The following is a 12441-nucleotide window of genomic DNA, read 5'->3' on the forward strand; positions in this document are numbered from 1 at the left end:
TGATAGCAGTCTTTCTTTCCTCTGCCTCGTCAGAGCACCCGAGCGCGAGCCCGGCGGCAGCTCCGCCGACCGATTGGCCCTAAGGAACCGCCCATGCCGCGAAGTGCACAGCGACAGACATTGGGAGCCGCGTGGCGATCCACATGGACGCACGTCGCCCTTAGTCTACTTTGAGCACTTCCGCGCCGGCCTGTTCGTCAAAGATGATCGCGCAGCCGAGCCTGACCGCGACCGCCGAGAGCGCATTCGCCAATGACTCGTCGGTAGTTACGAAGTCGCCCGTTCTCATGCGCAGCTCCTCGACCGCGTGTGATGTGGAGACAAACTTTCCGACCACTTGATCATGAGCGCAGGTTCGAACCACGGACTCGACATCAGCAGGCTCGAACGGGTAGGCCCATCCAGCGTCTTCCATTGCAGCGCTCCGACAGTTGTAGCCCCACTATTGAACGTCGCGATCATGATCAATGTTCCCTCGTCATCGCGATCCGAGCTGTCGGCTCCCGGAACGGACCAACGCCGCTGGCGTTTATTCGTCAGTGATTGAAGAGGATGCCTCCATTCGAGAAGCTGGCAAGACGTTTGCGGTGGCAGTGGACGGACCTGAATGCGAATCCGGAAAACCTTCGACGTCAACTGCGACCCGCTCAACTAAACCGCTGCGGATCATATGGAGGAGCGTGGCGTGATCGAATTGACGGAGAAGGAAAAACGGTTTCTCAAGCGGGTCGACACCATTACGCATTTCCCCTGGTCGAACAAAGTTGCCGCCGCAGACGCCAAAGGCAGGACCATGCGGCTTTCCAGCGCGACTTTCTCCCGCCTGAAAGATGACGGCATCATCATCCGCACTGCAAGCGATCTGACTTCGGACACCTATGTCGTCAATCCCGACCCGGTGACTCCAGACGTTAAGGAAGTTCAGGAAGCCTCTTGATCCAAGCCAGTTCCTTCAAAGCGTAGCTGGAAACGTCTCTGCCCCTGCCTCTAGGAACTAACCCGACTCTCGACGGTTCGGCGCAGATGGCAGACCATCCCGTCAATCGCGCCCTGACAAATGCCGGCATGCTGTTGTCGCGGCCGTGGGCGTTTCTGATCCTCATCAGCTATGCCGTTCTGTGGACGCTCTTCCAACCGGACACGCTCAACTGGCACGGTATAGCGACTCTGGTGACATGGGGCATGACACTGTTCATTCAACGGGCTGAACATCGTGATACACAGGCTCTCCAGGCCAAGCTCGATGAGCTCCTCAGGCAAACGGAGCGGCAAGAAACGAGTTCACTCAAATCGACGAGAAAGAGCCCGAAGAAATCGAAGGGCAACGCTCGGCCGAACAGAAGCGTCGGTGAAGGGGCGAAACCGGAACGAAGGAAGGCAGCCTACAAAGGGCGCGGCCGGCGCGGCTGCCCGATGTCGCACTCGAGCGACTCCATATCCCATCGCCCAAGCGCGGCAGCAGCGCGATAGGTGCTCTCCAGGAACTCCAGAAGCGCACGCTCCGGATCGGCAGCGCTACGGACGTGTTCGTAAGGCAGCAGGAACTCGCCAAGCGAGCTGTCGTAATAAGCGCCGCGAGGGGAAACCTTGGCGTCCGCGAAACCTGCCGGACTGGGATAGGCATAGGAGTAGAAGGCTGGAAAATCGGTTCCTCCGCCACCGGGCCAGAAGCCTGCCGACGAAACCTCGTGACTATAGGCTTCGCGAGTCACCTCATCCGGCAGTGCGGGGATGCCCCCAGGATGCATGGGAGCGCGCCGGCCCGAAAACCTGGTAACGGCAAGATCGAAGCTACCCCAGAAAAGATGTACCGGGCTTACCTTGCCGATAAACCCGGTGCGGAACTTCTGCAGGACGGTGGCCACGGTGATGCACGCCCGAAAGAACCGGTTCACGGCGTCGGCGTCATAGGGTCGCTCGACCCGATCCTCCGAGAATGCAATTGCGTTCGGAATTTCGTTCGGTCTTCCATCGAATTCGGGTGTCCCGCCGAGCTTCTCGATAAGGTCGAGGACGTTGGCGTGGAAAGCCGCAACCGACATCGGTCCAAGCGGAAAGCGCGCGGTCAGCCCGTCTGTGGCGGAGCCGATCAGCTGGTGATCGATCAGGTCGAGCACCAGCTCAATTCCGCCAGGTCGATCCGGGACCAGCCCGGTCGAGAAACCTCTTGCCACGGGATAGAGCGTGGCGTGCCAGGAATGGTTCACCCAGGGCGTGCGGGCCAACCGATATTTTCCGACGATCTGGCAATAAAGCTGCAGGGCGGAGCACGTGTCACGCCAGGCGGCATACGGCAGATCCGGCCACGTTTGCTCATTATGTCCAGCCATCTGTCCAACCTTGCTTCGACGGGCCGTCCAAGGCCCAGATCGGAGTGGCAGTACAAGCCAGCCCTCCACCGTCTATGCTACCGGCCTGCCCCGGCAGTGCTCAAGAGGGCCCTACGGACTCTGGTATGGGAGCCACTGAGCCGGCGATCAGAGAAACAAGCGCCTGATACTCGAAGGGCTTCTCCAGACAAGGCATGCTCCGATAACGTTCGGGAAGCGATGTACACTCATAGGCGGTTGCGAAGACGACCGGCACCGCCTTCGAACCAAGGAGGTCTGCAAGCGGAAATACCTTGCCATCCGAAAGAGCCACGTCGAGGACTGCGGCGTCCAGTTGTTCGGTCTCGGCCAGACGGATCGCTCCAGCGACTGAAACCGCGGGGCCAACCACATCAACCCCTGCGTCCATCAGAGCGGACGCTATGTCCATGGCGATGAAGTATTCGTTCTCCACCACCAGCACGCGTCGTCCGGCTAGCCTTCGCTTCAGATTGTCGGCCCTGATCATGCTCCTGTTCTGGCGCTCGCCTCCCCCAGTCCAACGGGCGTTCATTTTTTTGCCTCGAAGCCTCCCTACACAGCTAGGGTTCGCATCGATGTCAACCTTTATCCGCCACGCTACTACTTGCCCGATCTGTACCGGCAGATACGCGCTCTGATGCCGTTCCCAAACGAGCTTCGCGCAACCGCGCCGTCTTCGCCTCGCGGGCGCTCCGTTCTGCATCCATGATTGCCTTCGCCGTTTTCGTCGTCTGCTCGCTGCGGCTACGCAGCATCTCCCACTTCGGCGACATCCTACTTTGCTCCGCGCATCGTCTTGGCTTCCTCCATGAGTTTTTGACGGTCGTTGCCGTAGCGCCGGACGAGCGTCCGGGCCTGGTCTGCGGTGAGACCGGTCTGCTCGGCAAGATATTGGACCTCGTAGTCTTCTCCGCCAGCCACTCGTGAACGAACGTGCTTGTTCTTCTTCGATTTGTCGTCTGGCACGGACCGTCTCCCTCGACCATGGAGCAACGGGCGATGGACAGCTAGGTTCCCTTCCCCGGCCACCGAACTGCCCCCCGAGATGCATAAGGTGTGTGGACATTCGCCCGATGCCGCCACTTTCGGCTCGGCCTGACTGGAATGTCCACACACGTTAGCCGACCTGATGTCGGCGCGTGCACCGTGTCAGCCTGCCAAATCGCAGGCTGACACGCGCCCGCGGGCGAATGCCCTATGCCATTTCTTGCATTGCGCGCTGGTTCACGCCTCGTTCGCCGAGTTGCGACAGCGCCTTGTCGGTCTTCTCTTCCTCGGCAAGGGTTTCCTTGAGGAGTTTGACCACATCGTCTTTGCCAAGCTGTTCGGCCCAGGCGATCAGGGTCCCATAGCGTGCAATCTCGTAATGCTCGACGGATTGCGCAGCAGCCACGAGGCCGGCATCGACTGCCGGAGCGCCCTTGTATTGTTCAAGGATCTCTTCACCCTCCTCGACAATGCCGTCGATGGCAGGGCAAGTTTTGCCGCGCGCGGGCTTTTCGAGCAGCTCGAACACTTTTTCAAGGCGCTCGACCTGCGTTTCGGTCTCGTCGCGGTGCTTCTGAAAGGCCGACTGGACTTCCTCGGCCTCGGCGCCTCTCGCCATCTTCGGCAACGCCTTCAATATCTTCTTTTCGGCGTAGTAGATGTCCTTGAGGCCATCCAGAAATAGTTCTTGCAAGCCTTTGGTGCCGGCGGTCGACTTCTTGGCAGCGGGCATCGCTGTTGCCTCCTTTTCGTTTGGGGGTCTCGATATCCGAGATGACCCCCAACGGATTGAGGAATGTCTTGTTCCGATACGCGGCAAGCAAGCTGTCCTCGGCACTTGAGAGCCGGCGTTCATCTGGTCAGCCAGAATAAATAACAGGAGCGCCCCGAAGAGGTCAGACGATTGCCAACTCGTATCCTCGACGGATCAGTGGGGGACGTCAGCCGCGTCGCGCCGCCTCGATCGCGGCAACATCGATCTTCTTCATGTCCATCATCGCGTCGAACGCGCGTTTCGCTTCAGCGCCGCCAGCAGCCAGCGCCTCCATCAGGACACGCGGTGTGATTTGCCAGGAGACGCCCCACTTGTCCTTGCACCAGCCGCATGCGCTCTCCTGCCCGCCATTGCCGACAATAGCGTGCCAGTAACGGTCCGTCTCATTCTGATCCTCGGTGGAGATCTGGAACGAGAAGGCTTCGGTCTGTTTGAACGCGGGCCCTCCGTTGAGGCCGAGACAAGGTATACCGGCAACAGTGAATTCGACCGTCAAAACGTCGCCCTGTTTGCCTGATGGGTAATCACCGGGCGCACGATGGACCGCGTCAACCGAGCTATCGGGAAACGTCTCGGCATAGAAACGGGCAGCAGCCTCGGCGTCCGTGTCATACCAGATGCAAATCGTATTCTTAGCGATTGCGCGTCCCTTCGCCATTGGGTGTCCCTTCGCTTCTGAGGCCGGATTCCAGTCCTGCTTTCCATACACCGGGCCCGCTCCATAGTCAGCCTCGAGGTGCAATTGGAGCGCAGTCGACCGACCGAGGTGTGGAAAACGCCATACAAGGCGAAGAACCCGCCGAAGATAAAAATGAAATGGCGACTTCTCCACCATCACCGAGATGGGGCCAACGCATTGGCACGCTAGGCCTGCGGCCGGCTTGAGGCGACCGAACGACTTAATCCCTAGGTGGGGATGGCGCAAATATAAGTATTTGCTAAATTAGCATTTGTTATATCTACCCGGAATTGTCTTTGCGTGGGCCAAGGCCGCGTTGCGTTGCAAGCCCCCCAAGCCATACTTGCTGGCGCGGCCTTGTTTTTTTGTCGGATGTGACGCCTTCAGATCCAAGCGGCCCGAAGCGGCGCACCGTCACCTACGGGTACCACTATTCGTCGCCCAGCCGCCTTTTAAGATAGAGATACATCAGGAACAACACAGCCCCGTATGCGGCAGCGAAGCCCACAAACGCCAACAATTGCATGGCTCTCCCCAGCCAAAAAACTAGAACTCCGTGATTTGCGTCGAGGTTCCCGCCGCTGTCTCTTCACAACCCGGCGGGATCACTAAATCCACCAAAGACCCGGCTCTTATCTCGAATGTGATACGCCGGCGGCTTCTGTATATGCTAATATTCTAATCCAAGGAATTGGGGTCGAAGGGCGCGTCCGGCCGGCGGCCGGGTGGCTTGCGGTCGCCGGCCATTCGCCTTCGATGAGTACTGCGCTAAGAGCGCCGCATATGACGGTGACAGCAGCCGCCTTCCTCATTGACTCTCTTGTCCCAGGCCCGCATTGGCCAGGACGAGGTTTCGCTCCGGACGGTAACTTGGTCGTTTGTCGACGTTTATTCGGACCTAGGTCCGAGGGAAACCATCGAAGGTCTGAGGCCTGGAACGAACCCCTTCCCTTGAGATTTTCCGCACTTCAAATTGTGCTGCGACGCACGACCAAGGGCAGTCTAGCGGACTTGCCAGTGGAATTGGCTTGGGAGGATTTCCGTGAAGGGAAGAAGATCGGCGATTTTTCGCAACGCGCAATGGGAGGTGACAAAAAACGGGATCGCCTCGCGCAGGACTCGTGCCCCGTGCTGCTTCCTCATTGACGCGGAACTGTTGCTTGCAACCGACACTTTCGGTGCGCGGCAACTGTATGATTGGCCGCCACATGTTGCCAGCAAACCGTGGGTTGAACCTGATCTGTTCATTGAGGCGTTCAGGGTGGCGATCGACGCTCACGAAGGCCGATATCCCGGAAGGGTGGACCAGGAGCGGCTACAAGCTTCGTTCGACGAAGCCCTCCGGGTTTCCGGGCAACGCTCAGGTCCGCATCTATAGCGGGCGCAAGGCGGTTCAGATGCTTCGGCGCGCTGCTTCCGCCGCGCAAAGGAGGCACATGCACGGTCGGCCCACAGCCTGAGAGCGGCTGCGAAACGCAGCCCGGCTGGCAATCCGCAACAAGAAAGATCGTCCGAAAGCCCAGCCCGCCGCGCCCGGGGGGATTGGGACGGACGCGGCGAGCCTCTTTCCGGCCAACAGGTTGACAGGGCGTTTCAACCTCTCGGTCAGATCAACCGAGTTTGCGTCCTGAAAGCGGCCGATTCATTATGATTCGTTAAACTCTGGCCCGGTCTAAGGTCCTAGGACTTTGGTCCGAGCGTGCTTGGCCTCCGTCATCAGACTTAACGCATGGGGCCGAGAACATGCGAAGCGCTTTCGGACAAATCCGATGCATAAACAAAAAGATAGAGCGGCATGCCGATCCAGTTTGATCGCACGCCGCTTCACCCCTTACGCCGCCGAGCGCTGCCTCGTTTGAAAGCCCCACATCGTGGCGAGGTCGTCCAGGTCGGCGCGCAGGTTGTCGGCCATGGTGAGCCGTTCCCGTTTGTGTGGTGTCAGCTCGGGCAGAGCCTTTCCCTCCCCGCAGACAGCTTCGATGTTCTCAAAACCGCGTCGGCCGATGAGCTCGCGACAGCGCCTCAGCTCATGGATCGCGCGCAGTTTCGCAGCGACCGGATCACCGCGCGCGCCATCTACGCGGTCCCGGCTGTAGTCGACGCTCATGATCTTGCCTCCTGCGCTCTCCCATATCTCGCGAAAGCGGTCGGCCGCCTGCTTCTGGGCGCGCCCGAGGAACTTGCGAGCATAGAGCGTTTCGATCGCGCTCTCCCTGACATTGATTGCCGCGACTACCGTGCGGGGAAAGGCCTTCTCGCCATCGAGATCAGGGCGCCAGTCAGGGTTTTCGATCCGGACCGATTGCAGCTTGGGCACCATGGCCCTTGCCCCTCCGGTTTTCGGCTGCTTGGCCTTGTCTTTCTTGCGCTTAGCCATTGCTGAAAGGTCTCCGTTCCAAGATCTTCTTCTTGCTCAGGATCAGTGCCGCTAACACGGCACACACTCGCGCCCTGCGCGCGCCGAATGCACATCTCGCCTCACCCCAGGATCGACACATAGACCAGGCTGACCGGCTGCTTGTCGTCGAGGCCGCGGTCGGTGCGCAGGATGCTGAGGGGTGCGGGCATGAGCTTCGTGTAGACGCGGTAGCCGCTCGGTGTCGTACGGACATCGAGCCCGCCCGTTGTCTGCATTGGCGGCGAGGCGGCTGCCGCGGTTCCGCTCCGCTGCGTGAGCGAAGGACAGATCGCACCCGCTGGGCGATGGTGAGGTGTCGGGGGATCATTACAGAATTCGCTTTGCATTCGGCTTCTATAATGGGATTTTTCCGACTTAGCAATAGGAAACTTCCTAGTAGCCTGCACGCGAGGAAATTTCCTATTCTCGCTCCATGCTGACGCTGAAGGAAATCGTAGTGAAGCGGCTCGAAGAGCTGAACATGGGGCCGATCGCGGCTGCGAATGCCGGCGGTATCGAGCGCACCTTTATCCGCGATATCATCGAGGGGAAGAAACGGTCGGTGAGGTCCGACAAGCTCGAGGGTCTGGCCCGGGCATTGCACCTGGATGCTGCTGCACTGGCCCGCAACGAGATGGTTCGTGTCGACGGCGACAAGTGGGGACAGCTGACCGATGAACGGCCGCCGCCGAAGCGCGCGGCTACTACCACGGTGGCCGCACGCATTGGCGAACTGTTCGCCAGCCTTCTGCAGTCGGATGAGGACACCCAGATCCGGGCAATCAAGGTTCTTGAGGAAATTGTCCCCCGCCGTCAGCGGTCCGGAGTTACGAAGACGAAAGCGCATTCGTGATCGACGCGGACCTTGAAGGTCATCCCGTGAAGGGATGTCATCGCGTGCCCGATGGCCTCTGCATTTTCCTGTACCTTTCTGACCAGCGCTAGCTTCGGCGCGTCCCATGTCATCGACCGAAGCTGCTCCATCGCAGCCTCGTTTTTCGTCCTCGGCCTGGTTCTGATAGCCATCCCTCGGCCCTGTCTCCTTGGCGTCAATGCTTAACGTGAATAGGAACTTATTCCTATTGGCACGTCAACCATGATGTTGCTGCGGCTATTCGGCGCCGCAATCACTGCTGACATGTTCCAGTAATTTCGTAGCCCGATGTAACCCCACTTCTGCGGCCTTCCCTTCGCCGAGAGTGAGATATTTCCTATTTCCTACTTGCTAAGTCGGAAATTTCCCATACACTCGTTCCGTCGCTGAGCCAAGAGGCCTCGGCAAGGCGACACGATGGGAACGGCAATGCCTCGATGCACCGACCGCAACTTCCTCCTCCTTGCTCAAGCTCAGAACCGTGCCCTATGGAGAGATATCCGGAGGTACGACTATCCGGCCGGCTACATCGCCTCGCTTGAAAGCAATGCCGACCGCCAGCAGGCTCGGTATCTGCACCTGCGTCGCGCACGGCTCGTTGAGCGCATCAACGAGGCGATTGCCCTCCCCGCTTCCTTCTTTCGATCCGTCTATTTTCGCTCGCTGTCAGGCCAATGCGTCGTCGCGGCCGACGAGGCCGTCGAGGAAATCCGCCGGGCACTTCGCCGTGAGCGCGGCCGCGTACGTTCACGTCATTGGTCCGCACGTCCCGAGCGCTTGGCCGAACTCGCCGAAGCCATGACCTACGCACGCTATTTCCGCCGCTACGCTAAGCGTGTGTGGCTCAGCGAAGCTGCCTGACACGAACCCGCCGCGAAAGGATCCATTATGAAGCCGGAAAGCACGCCCGTAATCGACGAGACGCTTCATATAGCGCACGCCGTCGCTGCGCTCGGCGACCGCATTGCCATGGATAGCGAGCGCTTTGCTTGCCAATGCCGCGCTCCGTCCAGCACTCAGGCGAACGCTGCGCCGACGCCCGCCTCCGTCTTGTGCGGGGGTGCCGCGGCGAAGGCAACCCTCCCGAAGGATTGTTCCGCCAAGTGAGGCGGTCGCGGAATGAAACATCATGATCTGCAAAAACGTCTGTTGCCAAAATCTTGCGAAGCATTGAAAAACGCAGCCGTGCGGACGTGGCGGAACCGGTAGACGCAAGGGACTTAAAATCCCTCGGGCTTTGCCCGTGCGGGTTCGATCCCCGCCGTCCGCACCACCCTTCGCTCGTCGAGCTTCGGGTAGCAGGCGCCAGAATCCGCTGTCTACGCCAAGCGCCCACGGAAAAGAGGGCCCGATGTCGAGCCCTCTTCAAAAAAGCCTGACGATGAAACGTCAGAACTTGTAGCTGATCTTTGCCGACACCGTATTTATCTTGGTGTCGATGCTCTGCCCGGGAATGGTGATCGTCCCATCGGTCGCTCCGCCGAAATCCACGTTGCCGAAATCATAGTAGCGGTAACGGACGCCTAGGATGAGGTTGTCGGTGAACGCGTAGTCTACGCCAGCGCCAGCCGTCCAGCCGGTTGCCGTCTTATCTTGATCGGCCGAGAGAAAGTCACCGGGAGTAGATACCGATTCGCTGTGCTTCACGCCGCCAAAGGCGAAGCCTCCAGTCCCGTAAATGAGCCAGCGGTCGAGCGCCCAGCCAAGCTCGCCGTTTACCGAGCCGAACCAGTTGACCTTCGTCTGGGTGTTCACAGTGGCGCCAAGGGTGCTGAATGATTCCGAGCCATCGATGCCGGCTCCATTGATCTCCGCCTCGGCGCCTACGGTCAGCTGCTGGAACTGCCAACGAGCAGCGATATGGCCGCCGCCATATGCCCCGCTGAGATCATTGCTCGTGTCTACGCCGAGCGCCGAGAAGTCGACATTGCCCCAGCCTCCGCCAGCCTGGACACCAAAGTAGTAGCCTGTCCAGGTGAACACGGGCGGTGGCGGCGCTTCAGCGATCACATCGGCCGCGAAGGCGTGGCCCGGCACGCCGAAAAGAGCGAGAGTGGCGAGGGCGGTGGCAACAGACAGCGACTTCATCATGAAGTGTTCCTTAAGTCTGCCCCGCCAAGAACAACCTACCACCGTTTTCGCGAACGGACAGATGAAACCAAAGCGCTGTCTACGAATACCATCGCTTAGTTGCAGAATCACAACACGCTCCGAAGAGAGCCGGATAGTACTCGCTAAAATTGTTGAGGGTCGATCTTTTCAATTTTTCGTGAAGTCATAAGCTTCAGCTTCAGGTTGCAGCGACGGCTTATGTGAGGAGAGGTCCCGGCCAAGCTCAAGCTAGAAAAGCCTGCGTCGGCGAAACCCTCTATGACAGCCAATCTCCCCCGTTGTGGGGGAGATGTCCGGCAGGACAGAGGGGGGCGCTGTCCCGCCGACCTATCCGCGACAAACTCGGCTTTTCCCTCTCGTACCCACTTACCCGCCCGGGATGGCAATCCTGGCGAGCCGCTTGGCCTGGAACTTCGCCTCTTCCGATCTCGACCACCGCCTTCACAGATCGGAGCCATTGCCGGTCGAAAGCCTGCACGTTATCAGACGCGAATCGTTTCAGTGGAGCGCCCGATGGCCGAAATTGTAACAGCCGCCATGCTGGTCATCGGCGACGAGATCCTCTCAGGCCGGACCAAGGACCGCAATGCCGGCCATCTCGCCGAGATCATGACGGCGACCGGCATCGACCTCAGGGAGGTGCGGATCGTGCCTGATGACGAGGCCGAGATCGTCGCTGCCGTGAATGCGCTGAGATCCCGCTACGACTACGTTTTCACCAGCGGCGGAATAGGTCCCACCCACGACGACATCACCGCCGACGCGATCGCCAAAGCGTTCGGCGTGCCCTGCGAGTACGACGCCAGGGCAATGGCGCTGCTTGAAGAGAGCTATGCCAAGCGCGCGATGGAGTTCACCGACGCACGCAAGCGGATGGCGCGCATGCCGCGTGGTGCCGACCACATCGACAATCCCGTTTCGACCGCGCCAGGCTTTCGCATCGGCAACGTCCACGTGATGGCCGGCGTGCCGTCGATCTTCCAGGCAATGCTCGACAATGTGGTGCCGACGCTGAGGACCGGCACAAAGCTCCTCTCGGCCACGGTCCAGTGTCTGTTCGGCGAAGGTGTGATCGGCGGTCCCCTCGCCGAGATTCAGAAGGCGCACCCCGACACCATCATTGGCTCCTACCCTAAATACCTGGACGGCGGCTTCTCCACGGATATCGTCGTGCGCGCCCGAACACCCGAGGCGCTGGAAAGTGGCCGCGCCGCGGTCGAGGCGATGGTGGCTGGCTTACCGAAGTGAGCGGCGAATAGACCTTGAACAATTCCGCGTGATCGGCTTTCCGGAACCCCGCCAGCCTTTCGCTCGTTGCTTTGCGTGCTTATCTCTTAGGTTGTAGGCAACGGTGTGGAGGCTCTCATGAGCTACAAGACCATAGTCGCCATCATTCAGACCCCGAAAGATAGCGAGCGCCTGCTCCACGCAGTCATGCCGCTCGCGGCGCGGCTCGGCAGCCACGTCGTTGGCGTTCATGCGGAGGCGCTGCCAATGCCGATGACAACCGGCATGGGCTTTCCGGACGCTGATTTCATCACCACCGCATCGGAACTCAACCGCAAGCGAGCCGCTGAGCTCGAGTCGCATTTCTCTGCCCAATGCGCGGATTCGGCCGTTGCTTCGGAATGGCGTGCGGTCGAGAGCTTTTCCGGCGACAGCGCGGTCGCAGCCCGTGCCGCAGCGAGGACTGCCGATGTGGTGGTTGCCTCGGAAGCCGATCCGAAGGAGACGACGCATTCCGCGGATCTCGACGCCTTGCTCTACGACACCGGCCGGCCAGTGCTTCTCGTTCCCCTGGCCGGCATGAATGCAGGTCCTTTCGGCAAGGTGCTGGTTGCGTGGAACGGCACGCGCGAGGCCGCCCGCGCGGCTTTCGACGCGTTGCCTTTCATCATGGAGGCCGACGAGACCATCGTTGTGACGGTGGATGCCGACGACGAGTTGTCGAGCTCCGCCAGCCAGCTTGCTGCGGCGCTGGCGCGTCACGGCGCCCACGTGTCGGTAAGCGCACTGAAAGCCAGCGGCCGCTCCGTGGCCGATGTGATCGCCGGCCAGGTGGCTATTTCCGGCGCAGATCTGCTGGTCATGGGCGCATACGGGCATTCGCGGCTGCGCGAATTCCTGTTCGGCGGTGTGACCCGCTCGGTACTGGAACGAATGCCGGTCGCGACCTTCATGTCGCGCTAACCCGTTTTCGGCATCTGACAGCTTCGCGCCGGCCGGCGGGCTTGCGTGAGGCCGCGATTTCCGGCTAATTCCGCG

15 protein-coding genes and 1 tRNA gene are annotated in these 12441 nt (G+C 60.2%); 7 read left to right on the forward strand and 9 right to left on the reverse strand.

Going from position 1 to position 12441, the window contains the following annotated elements; genetic code table 11:
* Positions 1-160: 160 nt before the first annotated feature.
* The gene (locus tag SAZ10_RS00690) at positions 161-289 is read right to left on the reverse strand and encodes a hypothetical protein (RefSeq protein WP_318607238.1); all 129 of its coding nucleotides are present in this window, start codon (positions 287-289) and stop codon (positions 161-163) included.
* Between the two features lie 396 nt (positions 290-685).
* On the opposite strand from SAZ10_RS00690, the gene SAZ10_RS00695 reads away from it, so the two are divergent.
* Positions 686-937: a hypothetical protein gene (locus tag SAZ10_RS00695; protein WP_318607239.1), complete on the forward strand. Its 252-nt coding sequence runs from the start codon at positions 686-688 to the stop codon at positions 935-937.
* Positions 938-1182: 245 nt separating this feature from the next.
* Complete coding sequence (locus SAZ10_RS00700) at positions 1183-1470, forward strand: hypothetical protein (protein ID WP_318607763.1); 288 nt, start codon at positions 1183-1185, stop codon at positions 1468-1470.
* Here SAZ10_RS00700 and SAZ10_RS00705 read toward each other — a convergent pair.
* The 7 genes from SAZ10_RS00705 to SAZ10_RS00735 all read right to left on the reverse strand — a co-directional run bounded on the left by SAZ10_RS00705 (position 1383) and on the right by SAZ10_RS00735 (position 7426).
* The gene (locus tag SAZ10_RS00705; protein ID WP_318607240.1) at positions 1383-2330 is read right to left on the reverse strand and encodes a DUF5996 family protein; all 948 of its coding nucleotides are present in this window, start codon (positions 2328-2330) and stop codon (positions 1383-1385) included. The two genes, SAZ10_RS00700 and SAZ10_RS00705, sit on opposite strands and share 88 nt — an antisense overlap.
* Before the next feature lie 100 nt (positions 2331-2430).
* Entirely contained in the window at positions 2431-2838 is a 408-nt protein-coding gene (locus SAZ10_RS00710; protein ID WP_318607241.1) for a response regulator, read from the reverse strand.
* A 287-nt stretch (positions 2839-3125) separates the two neighbouring features.
* Positions 3126-3317: a DUF3606 domain-containing protein gene (locus SAZ10_RS00715; RefSeq protein WP_318607242.1), complete on the reverse strand. Its 192-nt coding sequence runs from the start codon at positions 3315-3317 to the stop codon at positions 3126-3128.
* 229 nt (positions 3318-3546) lie between these two features.
* On the reverse strand, positions 3547-4071 hold the full coding sequence (locus SAZ10_RS00720) for a ferritin-like domain-containing protein (protein ID WP_318607243.1): 525 nt from the start codon (positions 4069-4071) through the stop codon (positions 3547-3549).
* A 208-nt stretch (positions 4072-4279) separates the two neighbouring features.
* Entirely contained in the window at positions 4280-4753 is a 474-nt protein-coding gene (locus SAZ10_RS00725) for a VOC family protein (protein WP_318607764.1), read from the reverse strand.
* 1870 nt (positions 4754-6623) lie between these two features.
* Positions 6624-7169 (reverse strand): hypothetical protein, encoded by a 546-nt coding sequence (locus tag SAZ10_RS00730; protein ID WP_318607244.1) that lies wholly within the window; start codon positions 7167-7169, stop codon positions 6624-6626.
* 101 nt (positions 7170-7270) lie between these two features.
* Positions 7271-7426 carry a hypothetical protein gene (locus SAZ10_RS00735; protein ID WP_318607245.1) on the reverse strand — a complete coding sequence of 52 codons (156 nt, stop codon included), beginning with the start codon at positions 7424-7426 and terminating at the stop codon, positions 7271-7273.
* 221 nt (positions 7427-7647) lie between these two features.
* Between SAZ10_RS00735 and SAZ10_RS00740 the strand changes: the two genes are divergently transcribed.
* The 3 genes from SAZ10_RS00740 (at position 7648) to SAZ10_RS00750 (ending at position 9337) form a co-directional block, all read left to right on the forward strand.
* A complete protein-coding gene (locus tag SAZ10_RS00740; RefSeq protein WP_318607246.1) occupies positions 7648-8043 on the forward strand; it encodes a hypothetical protein in 396 nt (131 codons plus the stop codon).
* 450 nt (positions 8044-8493) lie between these two features.
* Entirely contained in the window at positions 8494-8925 is a 432-nt protein-coding gene (locus SAZ10_RS00745; RefSeq protein ID WP_318607247.1) for a hypothetical protein, read from the forward strand.
* A gap of 326 nt (positions 8926-9251) precedes the next feature.
* Positions 9252-9337: transfer RNA gene (locus SAZ10_RS00750), tRNA-Leu, on the forward strand.
* Positions 9338-9453: 116 nt separating this feature from the next.
* Here the strand turns inward: SAZ10_RS00750 and SAZ10_RS00755 are convergent.
* The gene (locus SAZ10_RS00755) at positions 9454-10155 is read right to left on the reverse strand and encodes an outer membrane protein (RefSeq protein ID WP_318607248.1); all 702 of its coding nucleotides are present in this window, start codon (positions 10153-10155) and stop codon (positions 9454-9456) included.
* Between the two features lie 534 nt (positions 10156-10689).
* On the opposite strand from SAZ10_RS00755, the gene SAZ10_RS00760 reads away from it, so the two are divergent.
* Positions 10690-11424, forward strand: coding sequence for a competence/damage-inducible protein A (locus SAZ10_RS00760; RefSeq protein WP_318607249.1), 735 nt, complete (start codon positions 10690-10692; stop codon positions 11422-11424).
* 117 nt (positions 11425-11541) lie between these two features.
* On the forward strand, positions 11542-12366 hold the full coding sequence (locus tag SAZ10_RS00765) for a universal stress protein (RefSeq protein ID WP_318607250.1): 825 nt from the start codon (positions 11542-11544) through the stop codon (positions 12364-12366).
* Positions 12367-12441: the final 75 nt, after the last annotated feature.

The sequence above is a fragment of the Mesorhizobium sp. BAC0120 genome (assembly GCF_033542235.1).
Taxonomy (GTDB): Bacteria; Pseudomonadota; Alphaproteobacteria; order Rhizobiales; family Rhizobiaceae; genus JAWRCU01.

What these genes read in the sequence shown, in the direction of transcription:
- SAZ10_RS00765 (WP_318607250.1), top strand. Translation starts at nt 11,542, where the DNA reads ATGAGCTACAAGACCATAGTCGCCATCATTCAGACCCCGAAAGATAGC.
- SAZ10_RS00745 (WP_318607247.1), top strand. Translation starts at nt 8,494, where the DNA reads ATGCCTCGATGCACCGACCGCAACTTCCTCCTCCTTGCTCAAGCTCAG.
- SAZ10_RS00710 (WP_318607241.1), bottom strand. Translation starts at nt 2,838, where the DNA reads ATGATCAGGGCCGACAATCTGAAGCGAAGGCTAGCCGGACGACGCGTG.
- SAZ10_RS00760 (WP_318607249.1), top strand. Translation starts at nt 10,690, where the DNA reads ATGGCCGAAATTGTAACAGCCGCCATGCTGGTCATCGGCGACGAGATC.
- SAZ10_RS00690 (WP_318607238.1), bottom strand. Translation starts at nt 289, where the DNA reads ATGAGAACGGGCGACTTCGTAACTACCGACGAGTCATTGGCGAATGCG.
- SAZ10_RS00755 (WP_318607248.1), bottom strand. Translation starts at nt 10,155, where the DNA reads ATGATGAAGTCGCTGTCTGTTGCCACCGCCCTCGCCACTCTCGCTCTT.
- SAZ10_RS00705 (WP_318607240.1), bottom strand. Translation starts at nt 2,330, where the DNA reads ATGGCTGGACATAATGAGCAAACGTGGCCGGATCTGCCGTATGCCGCC.
- SAZ10_RS00730 (WP_318607244.1), bottom strand. Translation starts at nt 7,169, where the DNA reads ATGGCTAAGCGCAAGAAAGACAAGGCCAAGCAGCCGAAAACCGGAGGG.
- SAZ10_RS00735 (WP_318607245.1), bottom strand. Translation starts at nt 7,426, where the DNA reads ATGCAGACAACGGGCGGGCTCGATGTCCGTACGACACCGAGCGGCTAC.
- SAZ10_RS00700 (WP_318607763.1), top strand. Translation starts at nt 1,183, where the DNA reads ATGACACTGTTCATTCAACGGGCTGAACATCGTGATACACAGGCTCTC.
- SAZ10_RS00720 (WP_318607243.1), bottom strand. Translation starts at nt 4,071, where the DNA reads ATGCCCGCTGCCAAGAAGTCGACCGCCGGCACCAAAGGCTTGCAAGAA.